Origin of the sequence: Pelosinus sp. UFO1 (assembly GCF_000725345.1) — a bacterium.
Taxonomy (GTDB): Bacteria; Bacillota; Negativicutes; order DSM-13327; family DSM-13327; genus Pelosinus.
Map to the genome: position 1 here is coordinate 844,411 of NZ_CP008852.1, position 23,368 is coordinate 867,778.

At 42.0% G+C, this 23,368-nt stretch carries 23 protein-coding genes; 17 read left to right on the forward strand and 6 right to left on the reverse strand.

Annotated elements, in window-relative coordinates; all coding sequences use genetic code 11:
* Positions 1–25: 25 nt before the first annotated feature.
* The 3 genes from UFO1_RS03760 to UFO1_RS03770 form a co-directional block, all read right to left on the reverse strand.
* The gene (locus tag UFO1_RS03760; RefSeq protein ID WP_084159775.1) at positions 26–532 is read right to left on the reverse strand and encodes a cupin domain-containing protein; all 507 of its coding nucleotides are present in this window, start codon (positions 530–532) and stop codon (positions 26–28) included.
* A gap of 239 nt (positions 533–771) precedes the next feature.
* Complete coding sequence (locus tag UFO1_RS03765; protein ID WP_201771050.1) at positions 772–1,791, reverse strand: alpha/beta hydrolase; 1,020 nt, start codon at positions 1,789–1,791, stop codon at positions 772–774.
* A 311-nt stretch (positions 1,792–2,102) separates the two neighbouring features.
* A complete protein-coding gene (locus tag UFO1_RS03770) occupies positions 2,103–3,005 on the reverse strand; it encodes an AraC family transcriptional regulator (RefSeq protein WP_038668096.1) in 903 nt (300 codons plus the stop codon).
* Positions 3,006–3,225: 220 nt separating this feature from the next.
* On the opposite strand from UFO1_RS03770, the gene UFO1_RS03775 reads away from it, so the two are divergent.
* From UFO1_RS03775 to UFO1_RS03815, 9 genes are all read left to right on the forward strand, one after another.
* The gene (locus tag UFO1_RS03775) at positions 3,226–4,389 is read left to right on the forward strand and encodes an MFS transporter (RefSeq protein WP_038668098.1); all 1,164 of its coding nucleotides are present in this window, start codon (positions 3,226–3,228) and stop codon (positions 4,387–4,389) included.
* Positions 4,390–4,615: 226 nt separating this feature from the next.
* Positions 4,616–5,461, forward strand: coding sequence for an SDR family oxidoreductase (locus UFO1_RS03780; RefSeq protein ID WP_038668101.1), 846 nt, complete (start codon positions 4,616–4,618; stop codon positions 5,459–5,461).
* Positions 5,462–5,580: 119 nt separating this feature from the next.
* Entirely contained in the window at positions 5,581–6,660 is a 1,080-nt protein-coding gene (locus tag UFO1_RS03785) for an alpha/beta fold hydrolase (RefSeq protein WP_038668104.1), read from the forward strand.
* Positions 6,661–6,881: 221 nt separating this feature from the next.
* Positions 6,882–7,523, forward strand: a complete 642-nt coding sequence (locus UFO1_RS03790; protein ID WP_201771051.1) for a flavodoxin — start codon at positions 6,882–6,884, stop codon at positions 7,521–7,523.
* The gene (locus UFO1_RS03795; RefSeq protein WP_051788807.1) at positions 7,520–8,164 is read left to right on the forward strand and encodes a DUF4405 domain-containing protein; all 645 of its coding nucleotides are present in this window, start codon (positions 7,520–7,522) and stop codon (positions 8,162–8,164) included. The genes UFO1_RS03790 and UFO1_RS03795 overlap by 4 nt, the downstream gene beginning before the upstream one ends.
* Positions 8,165–8,196: 32 nt before the next feature.
* Positions 8,197–8,859, forward strand: a complete 663-nt coding sequence (locus UFO1_RS03800; protein WP_051788808.1) for a flavodoxin — start codon at positions 8,197–8,199, stop codon at positions 8,857–8,859.
* A gap of 102 nt (positions 8,860–8,961) precedes the next feature.
* On the forward strand, positions 8,962–9,951 hold the full coding sequence (locus UFO1_RS03805) for an aldo/keto reductase (protein WP_038668108.1): 990 nt from the start codon (positions 8,962–8,964) through the stop codon (positions 9,949–9,951).
* Between the two features lie 78 nt (positions 9,952–10,029).
* The gene (locus UFO1_RS03810) at positions 10,030–10,665 is read left to right on the forward strand and encodes a flavodoxin family protein (protein ID WP_038668110.1); all 636 of its coding nucleotides are present in this window, start codon (positions 10,030–10,032) and stop codon (positions 10,663–10,665) included.
* A gap of 395 nt (positions 10,666–11,060) precedes the next feature.
* Positions 11,061–11,447, forward strand: a complete 387-nt coding sequence (locus tag UFO1_RS03815; protein WP_038668113.1) for a MerR family transcriptional regulator — start codon at positions 11,061–11,063, stop codon at positions 11,445–11,447.
* 333 nt (positions 11,448–11,780) lie between these two features.
* On the opposite strand, the gene UFO1_RS03820 is transcribed toward UFO1_RS03815, so the two are convergent.
* The gene (locus tag UFO1_RS03820) at positions 11,781–13,154 is read right to left on the reverse strand and encodes a GDSL-type esterase/lipase family protein (RefSeq protein WP_051788809.1); all 1,374 of its coding nucleotides are present in this window, start codon (positions 13,152–13,154) and stop codon (positions 11,781–11,783) included.
* Positions 13,155–13,584: 430 nt separating this feature from the next.
* Between UFO1_RS03820 and UFO1_RS03825 the strand changes: the two genes are divergently transcribed.
* The 5 genes from UFO1_RS03825 to UFO1_RS03845 all read left to right on the forward strand — a co-directional run bounded on the left by UFO1_RS03825 (position 13,585) and on the right by UFO1_RS03845 (position 18,439).
* A complete protein-coding gene (locus UFO1_RS03825; RefSeq protein WP_201771075.1) occupies positions 13,585–14,730 on the forward strand; it encodes an aldo/keto reductase in 1,146 nt (381 codons plus the stop codon).
* A gap of 171 nt (positions 14,731–14,901) precedes the next feature.
* The gene (larC, locus tag UFO1_RS03830) at positions 14,902–15,756 is read left to right on the forward strand and encodes a nickel pincer cofactor biosynthesis protein LarC (RefSeq protein ID WP_051788810.1); all 855 of its coding nucleotides are present in this window, start codon (positions 14,902–14,904) and stop codon (positions 15,754–15,756) included.
* A gap of 5 nt (positions 15,757–15,761) precedes the next feature.
* Positions 15,762–16,568: an ATP-dependent sacrificial sulfur transferase LarE gene (gene larE, locus UFO1_RS03835; RefSeq protein ID WP_038668118.1), complete on the forward strand. Its 807-nt coding sequence runs from the start codon at positions 15,762–15,764 to the stop codon at positions 16,566–16,568.
* A 33-nt stretch (positions 16,569–16,601) separates the two neighbouring features.
* Positions 16,602–17,351: a nickel pincer cofactor biosynthesis protein LarB gene (larB, locus tag UFO1_RS03840; protein ID WP_371256655.1), complete on the forward strand. Its 750-nt coding sequence runs from the start codon at positions 16,602–16,604 to the stop codon at positions 17,349–17,351.
* A gap of 71 nt (positions 17,352–17,422) precedes the next feature.
* Positions 17,423–18,439: a HoxN/HupN/NixA family nickel/cobalt transporter gene (locus UFO1_RS03845; protein ID WP_038668123.1), complete on the forward strand. Its 1,017-nt coding sequence runs from the start codon at positions 17,423–17,425 to the stop codon at positions 18,437–18,439.
* Between the two features lie 221 nt (positions 18,440–18,660).
* Here the strand turns inward: UFO1_RS03845 and UFO1_RS03850 are convergent, their stop codons facing one another.
* Entirely contained in the window at positions 18,661–20,079 is a 1,419-nt protein-coding gene (locus tag UFO1_RS03850) for a HAMP domain-containing sensor histidine kinase (protein WP_038668125.1), read from the reverse strand.
* A complete protein-coding gene (locus tag UFO1_RS03855; protein ID WP_038668128.1) occupies positions 20,063–20,755 on the reverse strand; it encodes a response regulator transcription factor in 693 nt (230 codons plus the stop codon). The genes UFO1_RS03850 and UFO1_RS03855 overlap by 17 nt, the downstream gene beginning before the upstream one ends.
* A gap of 199 nt (positions 20,756–20,954) precedes the next feature.
* Here UFO1_RS03855 and UFO1_RS03860 point away from each other — a divergent pair, with 199 nt between their 5' ends.
* The 3 genes from UFO1_RS03860 to UFO1_RS03870 all read left to right on the forward strand — a co-directional run bounded on the left by UFO1_RS03860 (position 20,955) and on the right by UFO1_RS03870 (position 23,357).
* Positions 20,955–21,761 (forward strand): membrane protein, encoded by an 807-nt coding sequence (locus UFO1_RS03860; protein WP_038668130.1) that lies wholly within the window; start codon positions 20,955–20,957, stop codon positions 21,759–21,761.
* Between the two features lie 81 nt (positions 21,762–21,842).
* Positions 21,843–22,883, forward strand: a complete 1,041-nt coding sequence (locus tag UFO1_RS03865; RefSeq protein WP_084159777.1) for an amidohydrolase family protein — start codon at positions 21,843–21,845, stop codon at positions 22,881–22,883.
* A 195-nt stretch (positions 22,884–23,078) separates the two neighbouring features.
* Entirely contained in the window at positions 23,079–23,357 is a 279-nt protein-coding gene (locus UFO1_RS03870; protein ID WP_038668132.1) for a DUF4405 domain-containing protein, read from the forward strand.
* Positions 23,358–23,368: the final 11 nt, after the last annotated feature.

Sequence of the window (23,368 nt, forward strand, 5' to 3'; positions counted from 1 at the left end):
ATTGACTGTCAAAGGAAAATGTGTGCTAAAACGACTTTACCGGCAAATATTGATCATCGCTGACCTGTTCCAACCATTCAACGCTTTTGCCATCGAGCACTCCTGTGAGTGCGATATGCGTCATGGCAGTTGTTGGTGAAGCTCCATGCCAATGCTTGATCCCAGGTGGAAACCAGATCACATCGCCAGCGTGGACTTCTACAATTGGACCACCCCATTCTTGTATCCAACCAACGCCGGCTGTAACTATCAGACGTTGCCCTGTCGGATGGGTGTGCCAAGCGGTGTGGGCTCCTGCCTCGAACGTGACGTAAGCAGCTGAAAAGTGTGTCGAATCATTTGCAGGGAATAAGGGATCAACACGTGCGTTGCCGATAAAATGTTCAGATGGAGCTTTATAGGAAGGCTGCGAACCGGCTCGAATAATTGTTTGTGAATTTTGGTTTGCTTCGGCAGCTATTGCTTCACCTGAGAAAAGGGTTACTGAAACGAGCAGAGAGAGTGATAGAGCCATTACTGTTAGTCGTCGCATTTTGTCATCCCTTTCAAATTAATTATTTTACTGATGGTGTGAAGTTATATGAGTAAAGTGCTGTTTAGAACAAAGCAAAGACATGAAAAACAGCACAATGAACGGACTATAGAATTTGGCGGCGTCTAAAAAATTGACGCCGCCGTTCTACTGATGACCGACGAAATTTGTTAATAACCCATTATATTTCAATACTGAGCAAAAGAATTTAGAACGAGTATGGCGGCAAATCCGCTTAATTAAAGACTTTTACCGTAAAATTCCGTCAGCTTTGCGACTACTATCGGTACATATTGAGGCTTGTCGTACAAGTCCATATGCGTAGCCCCCGGAATGATGAACAATTCTCTCGGCTCTTTTGCTTTGTTGTACCCATCTTCACTGTAATAAAGCGTATCAGCCTCAGAACCAGCAACAAAAAGAACCGGACGCGGCGAAATCGTGTCGATCTGATCATATGGGAAGAAGTCCATCTGTCTAGCAAGGCTTGTGAATACATAACGAGCTGGAGCATTCGGATGCTGACCTCTCGGCGTACGGTAATATTCATAACCTTCCTTGTAAAGTACTGGTGTCTTATCTGTGAACTGAGCCGGTGAATCAGGTATTGCCGCAGCAAGACGAACTTCTTCACCGCGTGCTTGGCGCGTACGTTGTTTACCGACTTCCTCCAATCTCTTTACGCGTTCTTCATAAGACATCGAATTGTTTAATCCTTCCCTGCGGGCACGGCCTAAATCAAAGGTGCTAACGCCAGCAACGCTTTTGATCCTATAATCTCTCTGAGCAGCTTTGATTGCGTAAACACCACCCGTGCAAATGCCCAGTGCACCAATGCGATTTTCATCTACTTTGGAAAGCGTCGTGAGATAATCCACTGCACTGCTCACATCTTCAATACGCATGTCCGGAATTTCCATCAAACGAGGTGTACCTCCGCTTTCTCCCTGGTAAGAAGCGTCATAAGCCAAAGTAATAAATCCCTGTTCAGCAAGCTTTTGTGCATAATGCCCAGAAGTTTGTTCTTTTACGCCACCAAAGGGGTGAACTACGACTATGGCCGGATACTTTTTACTTTTATCAAAGTTGGCGGGGGTATATAGATTCCCGACCACGGTAATCGCATTGTTTGGGAAAGTTACTTTTTGGACGCTCACGCCCTGATTGGTATCAGCCATATTCTGTGCCATCGAAATATTCATAAGGTTAAACAATGAGAAAATAATCCCCGTCAAAATTAAAGTGATTTTTTTAGCCAATATTACTACCACCTTTCTGTTTTTGTTACAGCTTATTGCTTTCAGCAATCGTCATTTTTACCTTCTTAAGATTAGGACTATCACTTGGAGTAAACTCCAGATCAAATATTCAAGGTGCTTACTCAGTAATATCCAATATCCTCCTTTCTTTATAAAGTTATGGAGCAAGCTTCATAACTTTATTATGCAACAAATGAAAAAACGACCGTTATCCCATTCGTCCCAAATGGTTGCCTAATTCTCTCGCAATCACTTAGAGATATGAGGGGAGTGCAGCTTTAGCTGCACTCCCCTCAAAAAGTATTTATTCTTTATTCATATTGCGCTCTCAGGCGCTTTATATCTTCTCTAGGTGGAAACCCAAACATACGGGAATATTCACGGCTGAATTGCGATGGACTTTCATAGCCTACCCGAAATGCGACATCAGCGGCATCTGTTGACTCGGATAATAAGAGGCGCCGTGCTTTCTGCAATCTCAGTTGTTTTTGGAACTGAATAGGGCTCATAGCGGTTACTTCTTTAAAATGCCTATGAAGTGAAGAAACACTCATATTTGCTGTTTCCGCAAGCTCCTCAATCTGAAAAGATCGATCATAGTTATTCATGATTTGTTTGATAACGCTTCTAATTAGATAAGTATAGCTTCCTTCGATTGCAATTTGCTCCAGTGTAACCCCGTGTTGCCCTTGCAGAACCCTATAGAGAATTTCCTTCACAAATAGTGGAGCAAGTACTGGGATATCCTTAGGAGTGTCTAGCAAACGAGCTAACCTGATTACCGCATCCAACAAAGATAACTCCATCCGACTGACAAACATAGCTCGCTTAGCATTTTCTTTCGGGCCAACTCGAACTTGAAAATCACTTAAAACCTCTAAGACTTGACTTGATGTAAATTCAAGTTTGAGAGACAAATACGGAACGTCGGAAGAGGCTTCCATGACTTGGCCAGTAATCGGCAAGTCAATGGATGCAACAAGGTAATCAGCAGGAGTGTACCTAAAACGCTCCTGTGCCAGCCATATTTCCTTGGCACCCTGAACGATAATACATAAGGAGGGATTGAGAACTCCGTAACTTTGTCCGGTAACATTAGATTGACGATTGAAAAATAAAGACGGAATAGCAGTGGCGTGAACACCGTCCCGGCCGGAATAACGCTCAATGAGTTTGGCAAGCTCATCCTGCTGCTTATATATTTGTTCAGACATAAGATCCTCCTTGTTTCTTCATACTTGATAGTTCTATTATAATGCATATTTGTCTGTTACATAAGTGATTGTGAGAGGATTAGGCAATCATTTGGGACGAATACGATAACGGTCTCTTTCTTATTTGTTGCATAATCATAATAAGGATGCTGAAGCTTGTTCCTTAACTTTATTATGAGCGCAACATTATCAACATAGATAAAGGAGTAGATAGAACATCGTGAATAACACCTGGAAAATTTACATGCTGGCCAGTATCAGTTTTTTGGTTGGTACGTCACAATTCGTCATAGTGGGTATTCTAGATAAAGTCGCTGCTTCTGTTGGTGTATCGGTAGCGACTGCTGGGCAGCTTATTACCGCATTCGCCCTCGCCAACGCAATCGGCACGCCCATTGTTATCGTGGCGACGGCAAAGATGAACCAAAGCAGGCAACTACTGCTGGCCCTCGCCATTCTTTTACTTGGTATCGTTTCAACGCTAACTCTTCCGGGCTTTGGCTTTCTAATGGTGTCTCGTGTCGTACTCGGGATCGGAACGGGTGTCTTTATCGTTACTGCTTATTCTATAGCTGCGAAGTTAGCTTCTCCCGGACATCAGGGGGAAGCGATGTCTAACGTCTCAATGGGCTTTAGTGCATCACTTGTCTTCGGTGTTCCTATCGGACGCGTTATCACGGTAGCATATGGTTGGCAGGCGATATTTTGGATTATAGGGTTTTTCAGCCTGTTGGGAATCTTCGCCGTAGCACGAACCATTCCTGCCACAATAGGCGAAGGTAGTACTCCTCTCGGTAAGCAATTTTCCCTTTTAAAAAAGCCGAATATCATTGTTGCACTCGGAGTAACGTTCTTTGTCTTTATCAGTTATTCGGTAGTTAACACATATATCACTCTGTTCTTGGCTTTTGTCAAACCAATGAGTGAACAGGAAATGAGCAGCATTCTCTTTGCTTTAGGTATTGCAAGCTTGATAGGATCTAAGCTTGGTGGATTCTTAGCGGATCGAATTGGTATTACTTATACGCTCATTGGCAGCATAGTTGTCCAAGCCATTGCTCTCGCATTGCTGCCCATTACTTCTAGTTCGATAATCTTTACCATCGTATTGATTATGTTTTGGGCGACCTCAGCCTGGACTTTTGGACTAACCCAGAGTTTTAATATAGTCTCCCTTGCTCCAGAAGCTTCCGGTATCATGCTGAGCCTGAACAGTTCATTCGTGCAGCTTGGCTTTGCCGCTGGCGCTGGCATTGGGGGAATCGCCGTGGGAAGTTCATCGATAATGGCGATCAGTTGGATTGGTGCCGCCTCGGTCGCGTTCGCGGCCTGCATCGCGTCCGTCTTTTTTGGATTTACCCGCTTGTTATCAATTGCGCGGTAATTAATTTCTAGAAGATGGACCCGGCAGATACTCAGCTTCAAAACAGCAAAGCATACACGAAACCATATCTTAGTAGGAAGTGTTAGTCAGAATAAAAACTACAAGCTTTTTATGCCGATGATCGGGAGCCAGTAGAAATTGAAAATCAACAACAACTCTTTGCCTGCTGATGGGAAAGGGAGAAATAATGACTGCGAAATGAAATTAGGAAAGGGAGAAGAAGAATATGACACAGAAAAATGATCAGGTCTGGTTTATTACAGGAGCGAACAAGGGCTTGGGCGCAGCAATCGCCAAGGAAGCCTTAGACAAAGGATACAAGGTTGTTGCTGCAGCACGTAAAACAGAAGGGATGGAAAAATTTCTTGGTGACTCTCCGAACCTGCTGATCGTCAGGCTAGACATAACCAATGATGAGCAGGTGCAGTCAGCCGTTAACGCCGCTTTGGTTCGGTTTGGGCGCATTGATGTGCTGGTCAACAACGCTGGATACGGGCTGCTCGGGCATTTTGAGGAAATATCTGAAAAGTTGATCCGCCAACAGATAGAAACTAATGTTTTCGGGACGATGAAACTTACCCGCGCCGTGCTCCCGCTCATGCGCAAGCAGGGGTCGGGCTGGATCATTGTTGTCAGCTCAACTTCGGGAATCAGGGCGGTTGGAGGCGGCTCCGTGTACAGTGCCTCTAAATTCGCATTGGAAGGCTGGACTGAAGGCCTGAGCATGGACCTTAAACCTTTCGGCATCCGGTGCATGCTGGTTGAGCCGGGCCCATTCCGCACCGACTTTTTAAATGCAAAGGCCTCCTGCACCTTCTCTGATTTAGAGATTGACGATTACAAGCAGCAACGTGAAATTATGCACAGTAATTACATTTCGGCAGACCAAAATCAACCAGGTGATCCCGCAAAACTTGCCAAGGCGCTGATGACAGCGGTGAACGCATCCAATCCGCCTCTGCGTTTGATCGCGGGCAAGAATGCCGTAGCCTCTATTGACCAGTATCTCAAGGAACGTCGCTCAGAACTTAAAGTCTGGCGTGAAGTCTCAAGCTCCACTGATTTTGACTAAGAGGCCGGTGAATTGTATCGTTGTTTTCGCAGAGGACAGTTGTTTAGTTCAAGAGTTGGTCACATCAGACGGACTAATGATCTTAGAAATTCTTTAATGTAAAGGAGGATTCTACGAGTATGAAATATCAAAAACTATTTGCAGCACTCCTACTAGTAGCCAGCATTATAATGCCAGGGAATGCAATGGCTGCCGAAAGCAGCAGGCCCAAACCGCTGATTATCCAAGAGCAGGGAAGTTTCGCAGTCGGGGGAACAGTAAGCAGCAATCCTGGCACCTTTGATCTAATTAAACGGACTCCTGAGGGACAGACGCTCCACGGTGATCATGCTTCTGTTTTCTATCAGATCCCGGCGAAGGCTCGCAAACTTCCCCTCATGTTCCTGCATGGAGCCGGGCAGTCTGCGAGAACCTGGGAAAGCACGCCGGACGGACGCGAGGGCTTTCAAAATATTTTCCTGCGTCGAGGCTTTGGAGTCTACTTAATAGACCAGCCACGTCGCGGCGAAGCAGGACGCAGCACTCTGCCAACCACAATTACGCCTACGCCCGACGACCAGTTTTGGTACGGTATGTTCCGCGTCGGCAATTGGCCTGACTTCTTTCCAGGCGTACAGTTTCCACGCGACCCAGAATCCTTGAATCAATACTTTCGCCAAATGACGCCCAATACGGGCCCCTACGATGCCGGTTTGATCTCGGAGTCAGTTGCCGAGCTGTTTGACAAAGTTGGACCAGGAATTCTCGTCACTCACTCACAAGGTGGAGGTCCAGGTTGGATGATGGCTATCAAGAACCAAAATGTCCGCGCCGTCGTTGCCTATGAACCTGGCAGCGGATTCATCTTCCCGGAAGGTGAGGTGCCTTCTCCGATGCCTAGCTCCGCTGGCACGCTTGAGGCGTCTAGTGTACCTCTATCAGATTTCATGCAGCTCACGAAGATTCCGATTGTCATCTATTACGGCGACAATATTCCAAATCAGCCTTCGGAAAATCCGAGTCAGGATAATTGGCGCGTACGTCTGGCGATGGCAAGGCTTTGGGCGGATGCCGTGAACCGCCATGGCGGTGATGTCACTGTAGTGCATTTGCCCGAAATTGGAATTCGTGGTAATACACACTTTCCTTTCGCGGATCTGAACAATGTAGAAATCGCAGACCTTCTTTCTAAATTTCTTAAGGAGAAGGGCTTGGATTGAATAAAAAATAAGCTTTATAAGCAGACAAATCTGCCTTAAGAAATTATTATACGAGGGGCGTATTGATAATCGCTTTAGGTTTTTTTGTCGTTGCAATGGATACAGCTTTGAGATATCTCCAAATCGAGCTTGTTGTTATAATAAAAAATTTTTTAAAAAGCTATTGACTTGGAGTGAACTTAAAGTGATAGGATGAAAAATAAAATGAGTGGGGGATAGAAATGAGATTTAAGAAGACAATCATAGGAATTGCACTTTTAGCGGTTGCCGGTTTTGTATTTGCAGGAGTACAGTCCCTGGAGTCGTCAGGATTAGAAAAACTAGCGGCTGAGAAGCCGCCTACTGTAAAGGATGCGGATAAGAAGGAGCAAACAGCTATGGGAAAAGATAAGAAAATCTTGATTGCCTATTTTTCGCATACTCGCAATACGAAAGCATTTGCGGAAGGAATCCAGAAGGAAATAGGCGGTGATTTGTTTGAAATCGAGCCGCAGGATGCTTATCCGCAGGATCACGAGGCAGTAGTGCAGCAGGCAAAAGGGGAAGTCAATTCCGGTTATACACCGAAGCTGAAAAATAAAGCCCTAGATATCAGCTCTTACGATGTAATTTTTATTGGTACGCCGATTTGGTGGTATACCGTTGCGCCGCCGGTAAGAACATTCCTCACGGAATATGATTTGTCTGGCAAGACGATTATTCCATTCAGTACGCATAAAGGTAGCGGTCTTTCCGGCATTGATAAGACCATAAAAGAGCTTCAGCCGAAGGCAAAAGTTTTAGAAGGATTTGCTATCTGGGACGATCGTGCGAAAAATATGCAGCCGGATATTGCTAAATGGCTTCAGAGGCTAACGTTTTGATTAGAAATCTGCTTAATCTGGCAATGGCGGTACTCATCTTGATGGTTGTGGACTACCGCTTTATCGGAAATACCGTCCATGAAATACTAGGATTGTCGGCTGCCTTGCTTATTATCGTCCATAATGTGGTGAATCGCCGCTGGTATCTGACCCTTTTTAAGGGCAAAATGAATCTGCGCCGTTTACTGAATACGGTTGTTAATCTGCTGCTGTTTGCCACGATGATGCTGCTTATCGTAATGGCTGTATTGATTTCGCAGACGATATTCGCTGCGGTTTCGCTTAATGGCGATATCGTGGCGCATCAGCTGCATATGATGGCAGGATACTGGTTCTTTATTCTCGTCTCGATACATTTGGGGCTTCACTGGGAAATGCTTGTTGGAAAGATGTACCGCTGGCTGGAAATCAGCTGTACAAGCCGAGATATCATGGTGAGCCGTATTTTCTCGATTTTCATTATCGGTTATGGGAGCTATGTCTCTTTTTCGAGGCATATAGGCTCGAAATTGCTTGTTCAGCATACTTTCAGCAATTGGGCAACAGCACCATCCATGTCCAGTTTTGTGTTCGACTATTTGGCGATCATGGGTTGCTATATCGGCGTGACATATTATCTTATGAAACTATTAAAAGTATGAATGAAAATGATTTATACAAGAGAGGTATAAAGTTGATTTTAAATAAAAAGTCTGTGGGAATAATACTGGCGGTAGTAGTAGGTCTGTTGTTTACAGGGATACAGTTTCAGCATTTTGGGGAATCACCGTCTCCATCAATGTCTGCTGAAAAAAAAGCATCTGATGCGAAGAATGCTTTGAGTAAGGAAGAACGGGCACAGCCACCTTTAGCCCCAAAGGGGAAAAAGGTTCTGATTGCATACTATACACGTAGTGGCAATGCGCGTGATGTAGCTCAGGAAATCAAGCAGCAATTCGGTGGAGATTTATTTGAAATACAGACGCGCAATGCTTATCCGGAAGCTTATCCAGATGTAGTCCTTCAGGCAAAAAATGAAATCCAACAGGGTATCAAACCTGAACTGAAAAATAAAGTGCAGGATATCAGATCTTATGATGTAATTTTTATTGGCACGCCGGTTTGGTGGGGAACACTTGCACCGCCAGTAAGCTCATTCTTGTCAGCATATGATTTTTCGGGCAAAACAGTCATTCCTTTCTGTACCTATAAGACCACTGGGCTTGGCGGAATTGTCGGTGACGTAAAGACAATCCTGCCGAATGCAAATGTATTGAATGGTATTGCGGTAAAAGACGGGGAAGTAAGCCAATCTAAAGATGCAATCACTGTATGGCTCGAAGGGCTGAAACTCTGAAAAATCTCTTAACTTGGAGTGTCCTCTAGATGATAGGATAAAAGATAAGAAAATGTATTGAAGCTTATGTATTGGGAAAAACAATCAATAGGAGGTCTGAAAATGAAAAAACGTAAATTAGGAAACAGTAACCTGGAAGTTTCAGCTGTTGGGCTAGGATGCATGGGAATGAGTCATGGTTATGGTCCGGCATCAGACAAAAAAGAAATGATTTCGCTGATTCATGCAGCGATTCACCGGGGGGTTACTTTCTTTGATACTGCTGAAGTCTATGGCCCATATGTAAATGAGGAGCTGGTAGGTGAAGCACTTGCTCCATTCAAAGGGAAGTTGATCATTGCTACTAAATTTGGTATTAAAGAGGTAGATGGCAAGCAAATACTTGACAGCAAGCTGGAGCATATTAGGCTATCAGTTGAAGGCTCGCTCAAACGCCTAAAAGTTGATACCATCGATTTGCTTTATCAACATCGTGTTGATCCAAATGTACCGGCCGAAGAAGTAGCCGGAGTAGTACAAGACCTAATCAAAGAAGGCAAGGTCAGGTATTGGGGACTTTCTGAAGCAGGGGTGGAAACGATTCGTCGCGCACACGCAGTTCAGCCGCTCACGGCAATTCAAAGCGAATACTCGATGATGTGGAGGAAGCCTGAAGAAGAACTGCTGCCTGCGCTTGAAGAACTCGGCATCGGTTTCGTTCCGTTCAGTCCGCTGGGTAAGGGATTCCTGACTGGAAGAATTGACAAGAATTCGACCTTCGGCAGTACCGACTTCCGCAGCATCGTTCCCCGCTTCACTCCGGAAAACATTGATGCAAATCAAGTTTTGGTCAATCTGATCAAGAAGGTTGCTGCAGAAAAAAACGTAACGCCGGCTCAAATCGCACTCGCATGGGTGCTTGCACAAAAGCCATGGATTGTTCCGATTCCCGGCACTCGCAAATTGGAGCGCCTGGAAGAAAATCTTGGCGCAGCGGACGTTGAGCTGAAATCCGAGGAGCTGTATGATTTGAATGACGCACTCTCGAAGATCGAGATTTCGGGAGATCGCTATCCCTCAGGTTCAGCATATGCAAAAAGAACGGGCAATTAACAGGAAAAATCGTAATTGCTTCAAAAGTATTCAATGCTGATTACTGAGCTGGCAGAAAATAAATGGAGGCAGATAAGTATGAATGTTTTATTGGTAAATGGTAGCCCTCACGCCAATGGTTGTACCTATACGGCACTTGAAGAAGTGGCAAAGACGCTAAACACCGAGGGTATTGAAACACAGATATTCCAGGTTGGAACAAAACCTCTGGCCGGTTGTATTGCCTGCAAAACTTGCGCAAAAAACGGGCGCTGCGTTTTTTCGGATAGTGTCAACGACTTCCTTGATCTCGTCAAAGATGCCGATGGATTTATTTTTGGTTCCCCTGTGCATTATGCGGCCGCAAGCGGTGCGATTACTTCCTTCATGGATCGCGCATTTTATACGGACTTGCTTGCAGGTAGACAGTCTTTTTACTTAAAACCAGCTGCGGCCATTGTTTCTGCCAGGAGGGCAGGAACAACTGCTACCTTTGACCAGCTTAACAAGTATTTCACCATATCGGAGATGCCTGTGATCTCATCTCGTTATTGGAATATGGTTCACGGTGCCACTCCGGAAGATGTGAAAAAAGATCTGGAAGGACTGCAGACAATGCGCGTACTGGCAAGGAATATGGCATGGTTTCTGAGGTGCAAGGAGGTTGGCATGAAAGCTGGCGTGCAGTTCCCTGTGAAGGAAGAACGCATAAACACTAATTTTATTAGAGAATGATCCAGATTTTTCCATAAATAGGCTCGTATCGAAGATGTGGTAGCGGCTCTTTTAATTAAGTTAACACCTGAAGAAATTGCGTTGCTGGAAGAGTCGTATGTGCCGCATTCAGTGCTTGGTATGATGTAATCGTGGTGCGGATATTCTGATGTCTCCTATATCTTAGTGCAGAACAACATGAGCTGCACTTTTTATTTTAATGCAATCACTTCTACATGACTATGATACAAGAATGCACGATAACTTTGTAAACATTATCGTGCATTCTTTATATATATTGGTGGTGATGGATTGATTCATTATAGTACGGTAGCTGATAACTGATCTATTTAAAAACTCTTGACCTAGAGCTAATTCCAAGTGTTATAATATCAGATATTAGGAGGTGAAACAGCATGGCGATTGCAGAAGTAAGTAAAAAATTTGATATTTCACAGGATACACTCCGCTATTATGAACGCATCGGACTGATTCCCCGTGTGAACCGTAATAAAAGCGGAATCAGGGAATATACGGAAGAAGACTGTAGGTGGGTCGAATTTATCAAATGTATGCGAAGTGCAGGTCTTCCGATTGAAGTATTGATTGAGTATGTTGCGCTGTTTCAACAGGGTGATGAAACAGCTGAGGCAAGAAAAGAACTCCTAATCGAGCAGCGTAGGCAGCTCATAATAAGAATGGAAGATATGAAGAAAACGCTGGAACGCCTGGATGATAAGATTGCAAGATATGAACAGGCAGTAGTTGAAGCAGAAAAAACACTGAGAAGGCCAGAGGACTAGTTTTTTATTATTAAAGAGGTATTTAAGAAATTAAAGAAGAATGGAATTAAAACGGAAGAAAATCAATAATTGGACCTTGTAATCGCGTATATAACAGATGCGACACCCTAGCTCTTTTGGGGGGGGGCGTAATCTTTTCGTAAAATTAGATTTTTGCGTATAGTATTAAATTGTATGGACACATTTAAAAACTCCCAGAAACCTTCAAAATCAAGGTTTCTGGGAGTTTTATCATCTAGTGGGCACACCTATTACTTATCCAGTTACATGCGACTTAGTAAAACTATACACAAGATCAATGGACGCCTTGTCAATAGCTACAATAGCTGTTAATTATTCGATACTGCTCTGCCTGGCTAATTCTGTAATACGAGCCCAGTTCGCATTGACGGCAGCCGCAATTTTCTTCTTCCCATCGATGTCCAAATGCAGTCCGTCAACTGCCAATTTCGAAGGAAGGATTCCATTCGTGTATTTCATTTCACTCGCCACATCGATATGCACCTGAGTCCGGATGAAATTGTTAACTAACCGCATTTGCTCCTGCCAATCCGGGGTCGTAGGCTCATTAAAAACTTTTTTGATATTGTCCGGATTAATCGGCGGCAGCGTCATAAATACAGGCCGGATATTGTTAACGAGACATTTTTCTTTCAACACCTTCAAATCTGCTATAACATTTTCTGCGGTGACTCCTCCCCGTAGACTGTTTGTACCAGCCAAAATTATTAGGTACTGAGGATGAAAAGGCAAAACATCCCGCTCAAACCTTTCTACCATTGTTTCACTTGTATCACCGCTTTTGCCAAGGTTTATACTTGGGAAATCAAGATAATACTGATAGCTGTATTCCCAATCCGCCGGTGAATAGGAAATACTGCCGCCGCCGTGAGTGATACTGTCACCGAATGTAGCCACTGTAACATGTCTATTAGGGTTTATACTGAATTTCCCGGCGTCTGAATACACCCCCACCGGATTTCCATCTTGGTCCAGGCCCCTGACTCTCCAGTAAAAAGCGTTCTTAGAAATTCTAGGATTTTTATCATAATAGTCAAATCCGACAGCTAATGCGGAGTTGATCCTATGGATGGATGGAACAATTCCGTTGGGGTTTTCCGGCAAATCATCTAGTATTTCAACTTCATAATTTTCCGCTCCGGCGATTGGAATCCAAGCATAGACCGGATATAAGAGCGTAGCACCGGTACTCTGATTGAAAATGGAAGTAGGAATAGGTTTTTGAATAACGTTTTGCTGCCGATCAATATATACCTTTTCCGCATCAGAAAAAAGACCTATGGGGTTGCCATCCACATCCAGTCCGCGAACGCGCCAATAAAAGGAGTCTTCATTTAAATACACTGATAGGTCAGCATTAAACCCGTTAACATAGATCTTTTTTGTTGAAAAGAAACAAATTGGATATGTCGCAGATTTGTCGGGAGTTTTTGGGGGTTTAGTTAATAACTCAAGTTCATAGGCTACCGCTCCTTCGACCTTGGTCCAGGTCAACACAGGCTTTATAGAAGCCGGCCCTTCTTGGGAAAAATGAACGGTTGGAACGGGTTTATTTATCCGCGCATGTGCCAAGCATGCAGCCCACGCCGACACCACATTGGTAGTCCCGGAAAATCCTGCCCAAACTAGCATTGCAACACTTAATGAAACAATCAAAAAAGCACTTCTACATAATATCCTTCTCATCGATTGCCTCCCTTAATTACTATGAAGAGTTTTAATTAACGTACTGCATAAGTAAAAGTAGTATTTTCATTTATGTTACAACGTGGAGTGCACTCAAAGTCAATAGGTTTGATAAAAAAAATTAACCCAACAGCCCAACGGCTTAACGCGAAAAGGCCCTCCCAATTATGATGGGAGGGTTGTTTAACTATACGCAAAAAAAACTTGACTTTGAGTTCACTCCAAGTAGTAGACTGATTCCATGGAGTTAAACAGACGATTGCAGAAGTAAGTGAGCAATGCATATTTTACAGCATACACTTCACTATATCAAACGGGATGCTATTGATGCCGTTGTAGGCGTAATTGCGGCACTTTTACTCGAAACAGCATTATCTGTTTAGTTACAATTCCTTCATTAAATTTAGAATAAAAAGGTGGGTTTATTTTGCTGTATAGAAAGTTCGGAAAAACAAATGAGATGGTTTCTGCTTTAGGTTTTGGCTGTATGAGGCTGCCGATTATTGACAATGATCCAACTAAAATCGATGAAGAAAAAGCATTACAGTTGATACGGCATGCTATTGATTCTGGAGTCAACTATATTGATACGGCCTATCCTTATCATGGAACCGGTTTTACTCAGGGGGGAGCAAGTGAGCCTTTTGTTGCTAAAGCTCTGAAAGATGGCTATAGAAACAAAGTCAATATAGCAACAAAGCTTCCAACTTGGCTGATAAAAACGAGAGCAGATATGGATCGATATTTAAATGAACAACTGGAACGGCTTGAGACAGATGTAATTGACTTTTATTTACTCCATAATTTAAATAATAATGTTTGGCCGCAGTTAAAAGAGGCAGGAGTTAAAGAATTTTTGGATCAGGCCATTAAAGATGGGAAAATCAGATATGCCGGGTTTTCCTTCCATGAACAAGGCGGGTTATTTAAAGAAATAGTAGATTACTATGACTGGTCATTTTGTCAAATTCAATATAATATTTTAGACGAAAATTACCAAGCGGGAAAAGAAGGTCTGGAATACGCTGCTAAGAAAGGCTTAGGCGTTGCCATTATGGAACCGTTAAGGGGAGGTAACCTGGCAAGGTTGCCCAAAGATGCAAAAGCTGTTGTTGATCAAGCCGACATCACAAGAACTCCGGCAGAGTGGGCCTTGAGGTGGGTCTGGAATCACCCTGAGGTATCCGTTGTATTAAGTGGCATGAATGAGATGGAGCATGTTATTGAGAATATTAGAGTGGCTGGGGAAGCACAAGCCAATTCTTTAACGGCAAAAGAAGTAGCTATTGTTGAAGCAGTGAAGAAAATCTTTAAAGACAAAATAAAAGTCAATTGTACAGGATGTGCTTACTGCATGCCTTGCCCTATCGGCGTCAATATCCCGATATGCTTCTCTACATATAATGATCATTGGGTTTTTGACGGTGCACCTGAAGCAAAATTTATGTATGGAGCATGGTCGAAAATGGGGGCTCCTGCTTCTAAATGCGTGGAATGTGGTAAATGCGAAAGTCATTGTCCACAAGGGCTTGAAATTCGCAAGCAATTAAAGAACGTCGTAGAAGCGTTTGAATAGTTATTAAGAAAGCTGCAGACATATTAGAATGTTTCTAATATGTCTGCAGCAATGCGGAATTGGATAAGCAATATTTCTTTTGCAGGACATATGTGGAATATGGTGAAAAGATAGAGTGAGTCGTAAGAAATAGATACTGGTGAATAAAAATATGTAATGGAGAGCTATACAATGAAAGTGTTATATTATGATTGTTTTTGCGGCATCAGCGGCGATATGAATCTAGGTGCACTCTTGGATTTGGGGGTAGATGAAGCTTATTTAAGGCAGGAGTTGTCTAAGCTGAATCTAGATGCTGAATATGAGCTGCAGGTAAAAAAGGATAACAAAAAAGGAATAAGCGGAACTAGAGTGGATGTAGTATTAAAGGATGTAATGCATATTCATAAGCACGACCACCACGGCGAACATCATGACCACCATCATCATGAAGCACAGGCCGGTATGGAGTCTGACAATGGTCATACTCACCATGCTCATAGAAACTTAAAGGATATTGAAAATATAATAATAAGCAGCAGTTTAAGTGATAGAGTTAAAAAAATAAGCTTGGATATTTTTATGGAGGTAGCTAAGGCCGAAGCAAAGGTTCATGGAAAGCCTCTATATGAAGTGCACTTCCATGAGGTTGGGGCCGTTGACTCAATTGTTGATATTGTGGGAGCCGCTGTGTGTTTAGATTATTTAAAAGTTGATAAGATTATGGCTTCATCGGTTCAGGTAGGAGGAGGGTTTGTAAAATGTGCTCATGGTATCATTCCCATTCCGGCACCTGCAACAGTAGAAATCTTAAAGAATGTCCCCATAAAATCAGGTATAGTGCCTTTTGAAACAACTACGCCTACTGGGGCTGCGATATTGGCGGCAAATGTGGACGCTTTTACAGATCATATGGATTTTTCAGTAGACAAGATTGGCTATGGGATAGGTCATAGAGATCTTGAGATTCCTAATGTTTTAAGAATATATCTTGGTTACGAAGATATATGCGCTAAAGAAGCAAGTTTACAAAAGGATAGAGGTTAACGATCATGATTAATAATGAAAAGTATATAAATTTGATTCAGTGTTTAAAAGATATGGAGAAAGTTATTTTGGCTTTCTCTGGAGGAGTAGATAGTACTTTTTTACTTAAAGCAGCTAAGGAAGCCTTAGGAGATAACTTTAAAGCAGTGACGATACAATCTCCCTATATTCCTAAATGGGAAATCGAAGAGGCCAAACAATTAGTAGCAGAACTTGGTGTAGCATTTGAAATTTTAGAGGCACCTATTATTGATGAAATTAGAAACAATCCTGAAAATAGATGTTATCTTTGCAAGAAGGCGGTATTTAGTCAGATCAAAGCCATTGCGCAAAGAGAAGGTTATCCTTATGTTATTGATGGCACCAATTTTGATGATATCAGTGACTATAGACCGGGGTTAAAGGCGCTTAGGGAACTGGATATAAAAAGTCCTTTATTAGAGTGTCAGTTAACAAAACAAGAAATTAGAAATTTATCTAAGGAACTTGGGCTTAACACGTGGGATAAACCACCCTATGCCTGTTTGCTTACAAGAATACCCTATGGCAATGCACTGAAAGAAGAAGATTTTATAAAAATAGAAAAAGCGGAAAAGTATATGATGGACAGAGGATTCCGTGCGATTCGAGTGCGATGCCACGATGATCTGGCGAGAATTGAAGTGGATAAAAAGGATAAAGGTAAATTACTTAATGAGGATCTGCTTGATGAAATATCTGATAAGTTTAAGGAATTTGGCTTTAAGTATGTAACCTTAGATTTAGAAGGATATAGGGTCGGAAGTTTTAACGAGGCAATAGGAAATAAATAATAAGGTTTATACCTTTAGATATTCCGGGAGGAAATGATGAATAAGGCGGATATTAGAAAGCTGCTGCAAAGAGTAAAGGACAATGAGATAGAAGTCGAAACAGCAATGGAAGTCATTGAAGATTTACCCTATAAGGAAATGGGGTTTGCTAAGATTGATAATCATCGTGAAATACGGGTAGGATACCCGGAAGTCATCTATTGCGAAGGAAAAACAGTCGAACAAGTGAAAAGTATCATCGAGTTCATGCTGACTAAGGATAATAATATATTAGCAACTCGCGCTAACGAAAAGATGTACGAAGCAGTGAAAACTATCTGTGCAGAAGCCAAATATAATCCTCTGGGAAGGACAATTACCATTCGACAGAGAGAAGAACACCTTACCGACAGTTATATTGCCATTGTTTCAGCTGGAACTTCTGATTTGCCGGTGGTGGAGGAAGCAGCAGAAACAGCAAGCATTCTTGGCAACCGCGTAGAAAAGGTTGTGGATGTGGGAGTTGCAGGCATTCATAGACTTTTCGCCAAGATTGATGTTATCCGGGGGGCAAAAGTAGTTATCGTAGCTGCAGGCATGGAAGGCGCACTCGCCAGCGTTATAGGGGGAATGGTAGATAAGCCTGTTATTGCTGTCCCGACAAGTGTTGGCTATGGGGCAAGCTTTGGCGGTCTTGCTGCTCTATTATCCATGCTGAACAGTTGTGCAAGCGGTGTTAGTGTAGTTAATATCGATAATGGTTTCGGCGCAGCTTATAATGCCAGTATAATTAATAAATTATGAGATACTAATATAACTAGGAAAATAGGATAAGTTTACCTCTGACATTTAAATTAATATCTGGAGAGTGTTGTATGGATAGTAAGAAACATAAGTGGTCCAACTGGATAGGGTTTGGCATGAATGTAGCATTGCTGCATTTGATTGGTATCGCCTGTTTGGTATCTTCAGCATCCGGTCCGACTCTTTTGGGCTTAGGCTTTTTAGCATACACACTAGGACTACGGCATGCTTTTGATGCAGACCATATTGTAGCAATTGATAACACCATACGTAAGTTGGTACAGCAAAAAAAGAATGCTGCAGGTGTTGGCTTTTACTTCTCATTAGGACATTCCACCGTTGTATTCCTTATGACAGTGGCCACTGTTTTCGTAACACAGTGGGCAGAAACCAGTATGCCGGAGTTAAAAGAGATAGGCGGTATTATCGGGACCACCGTTTCAGGGGTGTTCTTGATTTTAATAGGAATATTGAATCTAATTGTTGCCATTGATATTTATAAAGTGTTTATCAATATGCGCCAAAAGTCTTATGATGAAAATAAAATGGAAGAATTGCTGCACAATAGAGGTCTTATAGCTCGTTTTTTGAACCCTCTGTTTAACTTGGTCAGCAAAAGCTCACATGTGTATCCAATCGGCTTTTTATTTGGTTTGGGCTTTGATACAGCAAGTGAAGTTGCTTTGCTGGCCATATCATCAGCAGGAGCAGCTAAAAGTGATGTTGATATTACCGGTATTATAGCTCTTCCTATTTTATTTGCTGCTGGAATGAGCTTACTCGACACCGCGGATGGAGTATTTATGACTACCGCCTATAAATGGGCGTTTAACACACCGCTTCGTAAGGTATATTACAATCTTACAGTCACTAGTTTGTCAGTGATTGCTGCGCTCCTTATCGGGACTATTGAGCTGGCGCAAGTCATAACTTCTAAAATGGGTTTAACATATGGAGTTTGGAAATGGGTACAGAATCTGGATGTTGGAGCGGTAGGCTATATCCTAGTGGTGTTATTTGTGCTTATTTGGATGACTTCCTATGGTATATGGAAGTTTAATAAAGTAGAAGAAAGTTTTATTAAATAATTCGCGATTGTTTCGGGGACTGGCTTGTATTTATGCAAAAGCCCTGTAGCGCGAAATCGAAGCATGTCCATATATCAACTACAACCCGTTTCTCCTGGTTAATTTGATAAATGAGACTTGATTCAGATGGGGTTTTAACCCCATCTGAATCTTAGTCGAATTATCCAGGGACTTAGCCGTTCTTTACTCCCGCCTGCAGAGGACGGGAGTATTAGAACGGGTTAGTCATCGGATAAATTGAGGGGGATGCGAACTGTTATTGTAGTTCCTTCTCCCAATTTACTATCTAAGTGAATTGTACTATTATGCTGCTCAGCAATCAAACTGGCAATGGAAAGCCCGAGTCCAGTGCCGCCGGTAACTTTGGAACGGGACTTATCAACTCGATAGAAACGGTTAAACACATGAGGTTGCTCCTCGTCCGGAATTCCGATTCCCGTGTCTTTAACAGTGACTTCAAAATCGTGTTCCATTTTTCTTGCGCCAATCATGATTTTCCCATCGCTCAGGGTATATTTTATACTATTCTCGATAAAAATTCTCAGCATTTGTTTGATGGATGCGGAGTCGGCACAAATAATGGCGGGATCGTTTTGCGTAAGAATGATCTTGTGGTTTGGCGCAATAATACAAGTTTCTTGAAAAATTTCCTCAATGAGGCGCTCCGTGTTAAGCGGGGCCTTTTTTAGTATTTGACGGTTCTGGTCAGCCCTAGCTAAAAACAGCAATTTTTCAATTAATCCATACATATTGTTTGCTTCAGATTTTATAGCTTCAATTCCTTCCTGTAAGGCGGAAGGATCTTGTTTTCCCCAACGATCCAGCATTTCAGCATAGCCGCTAATAACGGTTATGGGGGTTCTTAGTTCGTGGGATGCGTCTGATACAAATCGTCGTTGTTTTTCAAAACCCAGTTGAATTCGGTTTAGCATATGATTAAAGGTTTTAGCCAATTCATGAAGTTCATCGTTGCTATCGGTCAGCGTAATCCGCTTTTCTAAATTTTTAATTTCTATTTCTTTTGCAGTTTCCGTTATATTGCGAATCGGTCGTAATATCCGATTACTAATGAATATACCAGATATAATTGCAATGATAAGACCTAGCACATTGGTAATAAAAAGGTTTACAATTAAATTTTTTAGAAAATGGTTTTGCTCCAGCATTGGTTTCATAAAGTGTAACTTAAATAAATGCCCATCTAATGAAATTTGCTTTTTATCATAATAGAAATAAGAACGCTCAGTGTCGATTAGCTGCGACACTTCTTCTTTCATTGCCGCAAATTTACGATTGCCAGATTCATGATTATCCCACATAGGGGCATGCATATCCAACGCATGTGCATCGCTATCAATGATCAAGGAATTTTGATCATCGTATATTTTTAGTATTACCCCCGGCTGCAGGAGATTTTCCTCTAATAACCTACTGTCAACTGTATTTGCCTTTTCTAGGTATTGGGTTACGTTGATTACACTTTGCCGTAATTCAGCATGGGCTTGGGTAAAAAGTACATAAAGTAATCCTGTAAAGGTAAGACAGCTTGTAAATAGAAGGATGCATGACAAAATGACTGAGTAAAGCATTGTTAATTTAATCGAAATCGGCATCTGCAGAAGTTTAATCTTTGACCACATAGCCAACTCCTCTGACTGTATGAATATATTTTCGTTTGTAACGTTCATCCAACTTGCTTCGTAAATATCGAATATAGACATCTACTATTTTTGTATCCCCCATAAATTCATACCCCCAAACCTCCTGAAGGATACGCTCGCGATTTAGAACAATATTTCGATTGCGGATTAGGTATTCCAGGAGGTCGTATTCTTTCTTGGTTAGTTCTACCGACTGTTGATCAATGTGTACTTCGTAGCGTTCAGGATACAAAACCAGGTTTTGTACCCTGAATTCATTATTGTTCGCTGAATGCAGCGCCGGCTTATTTTTACGCAGTGCAGCCCGAATACGAGCAATAAGCTCTTGGGTTGCAAATGGTTTTGTTATATAGTCATCTGCACCGGTATCAAGCCCCATAACTTTGTCAATAAGATCGTCTTTGGCAGTCACCATAATGATAGGAACTTCCGATAACTCCCTTGCTCGCTTGCAAATTTCTATTCCGTCCATTTCCGGCAACATTATATCTAAGAGAACTAAGTCAAAGCTTTCCTGCATAATACGGTCCAATGCTATGCGTCCATTTGCCTCAATGGATGTTTTAAAACCCTCATGTTCTAATTCCATTTGAAGAAAACGGGCGATTTTCCGCTCATCCTCCACAATTAATATTTTCTTATAGTCAGCCTGCACGAATCCATTACCTCCTGGTCAATAAATATCTACCAATTATATAAAACCATTTTTTCACACTATTGAAAACTATTATTTATCATTTTTAACCAAATTCTAACTTTGGTCTAATCAGAAGTTAATCTTTAAGGCCTATGCTGTGATTAAGGCAATGTCCTGGGGAGGGAAATTATTGGTTTGGAAATGGAGGTAAATACATATGGATAAAAATTTATCATCGACCATGAAGGGGACATTAAGTAAGGTTCCGGAAATTACGGTTATATTTTGGATTACGAAAATTCTAACCACCGGGATGGGGGAAGTATTCTCTGACTATCTATTCTTTAATCAGTTAGATCATCAAACTGCTATGGTTCTGGCGTTAATTGGGCTGGCTGTTTCGTTGACAATTCAGTTCTCAGTAAAGAGATATGTGCCCTGGATCTATTGGTTAGCTGTCGTCGCGGTCAGTATATTTGGAACGATGTTTGCCGATTTTATACACGATGGTTTGGATCTACCCTTCATCGAATCAACTACCTTCTTTTTGGTGTTTCAAGCCGCCATATTTGTAATTTGGTACATGACGGAGAAAACATTGTCGATAACCAGTATCTACACCCGTCGTCGGGAAGCATTCTACTGGGCTACAGTACTAGGTACTTTCGCACTGGGTACCGCTGCCGGAGATATGACCGCATTTACGATGGACTTAGGAACATTCTCATCGGGGGTGTTATTTGCCATCTTAATTGCAATCCCAGCTTTGTCCTATAAGCTTTTTGGATTAAATGAGATTTTTGCCTTCTGGTTCGCCTATATCATGACGCGGCCGCTAGGCGCCTCATTTTCAGACTGGATGGCTCTGCCTCAGAGTCATAGCGGTCTCGGATGGGGCAGCGGGATGGTTAGTTTTGGCTTAACTGTTATTATCATTGTTCTTGTCGGCTACATGACAATTGCCAAGAAGGATGTTAAGGAAGAACATGTCGCGATTCGGTCAAATGAGCAAACACATTGTTAACAGTGGTGCAAAAAGAACGTTACGTCGTTTTGAGTGTGCAACTTCTTGATTATGTACGATTATTAAAAGGAGGCGTTTCTAGTGATTATTGATTGTAATATGCATTATCTCCCTGAGGATCTTTTTACAAATGAAAAAATACTAAATGGATTTCTTGATTGTGTTCCGAGGACTTTCGGTGAAAATGCCTATCTGGGAGTTGTCCCAGGCACAAGTATTCGCCAAATTATTCTCGAAAAGCCCAAGGGCTACGAAAACTTGAATTACGCTGAAGGCCAATATACTTTGGAAGCCAAATTGCAGGATATGGCTGATGGTGGGGTAGATAAGGCCCTTCTTAGAATACCGGTTTGGCAGGAATGGCTTCCTATCGAAATGTGTAGAATCATTAATGACGGACTAGCGGACATGGTTAAACGTAGCAATGGCAAATTTTTAGCCAATGCTGTCCTTCCGCCGTGGGCAAACAAGGAATGTATCTACGAATTGGAAAGATGTGTAAAAGAACTTGGCATGGTTGGTGTGCAACTTGCCTGCCATTATGGAAAACTATATCTAGATGATGAAATTTTTAAGCCATACTTTAAAATATTAAATGAACTTAAGTTGCCGGTTGTTGTACATCACACTCCGTTACCAGTGGAATATGAATCAATTACCAGCTATACCAACCTACGGCGGTTCTATGGAAGGTGTATCGACCAAGGGACAGCTGTAGGAAGAGAGCTGTTTAGCGGAATGTTCGATGAATTTCCTGATCTTAAATTAATTCACACTATGCTAGGCGGAGCATTCTATTCTTTTGTTAACATCCTCCTGCCAAACGTCTCCAAAACCGGTGAAGTGATGGAACGCTTTAAAACAGATTCGGATAAGCTTATAGGGCATCTGAAAAACAATCTGTATTTTGACATGTCGCATGCTGCACCGTGGGGTAAAGAACAATTAGAATGTGCAATAAGGGTATTTGGTGCTGACCATGTACTTTTCGGTTCTTCCTATCCGGTCAGAAGAGAGTGGCTGATCAAGGGGGTGGAGGTTATTAAATCTTTAGACATTGGTGAAAAAGAAAAAGCTTTGGTTCTTGGTGAAAATGCCCAAAGATTGTTTAATATTAAATAGACTTAATTTTAAATGTTAGTTACATTTTTAGCTGGGAGGCTTAGTATAAGCGAGTTTCCCAGCACTTTGCTATACTAAATTGCTCATAACGTTTTAACATTTAGGGTTTTTATTGAGTGCCCCTGATGGCATCAAAATAAGCCCGAATACAGATTTTTTCTTTTTCTATTAGTAATAAAAAGGTGGAGATGGATTATGAGAAAAATTACATCCATTATATTGACGATTGCATTCATTATTGTATCTGTATCAGGGGTACAGATGGCTGTTGTACCCAAACCCAAAAATGTTCAGCAGCAAATGATAGGTAACCGTGATGGAGATAAATCAATGGCTATGTGCGGAATGGCCTTTTATCCTAAAAAAGCTCATGAATGGGCTGGATATCTCTTTATTGGAGCGGGATTGGTGCATATCGGCCTCAATAGAAGACCAATGTTATCCTATCTCAGGTTTAGAAAAAGTAGCAATTAATGGGCAATTGT